The 325-nt window shown below is 38.8% G+C and carries 1 pseudogene; it reads left to right on the top strand.

The features are described 5' to 3' along the window. Positions 1–325 (top strand): annotated as a pseudogene (locus CWB78_RS18560) (ligand-gated channel protein); the annotation flags it as partial.

The raw sequence follows: 325 nt of genomic DNA, 5'->3' as shown, positions 1-325 counted from the left end.
AACAAACTGTGGTTTTTTCGTATGAGCATGCTAAACAGTACGAGGCAAATTCATTATATGGATTTTATTCTCAACTCGATGCGCTAAAAGCATTGTTAGCTGAGACTGAGCTCGATGCGGTTGTTGATCAAAATGGTTTACTGAGTATTAAACTCATACAAATCACTAGGGAAGATATCATCATGGTGAAGCTTTCATGAGTTAGTGCTGCTGTATTCACTGCTTTACTTGCAGTTAATTCACAAGGCATAAATGCCGCTGAACAAAGCTCAGAACAAAACATCGAAAAAATTGCTATTGTAGGTAGTCGTGTCGCAGGACGTTC

It is taken from the genome of Pseudoalteromonas sp. S1612, assembly GCF_005887175.1.
GTDB classification, from domain to species: Bacteria; Pseudomonadota; Gammaproteobacteria; order Enterobacterales; family Alteromonadaceae; genus Pseudoalteromonas; species Pseudoalteromonas undina.
The sequence above is the reverse complement of the archived record's forward strand: the minus strand, read 5'-3'. Positions and strand labels throughout refer to the sequence as shown.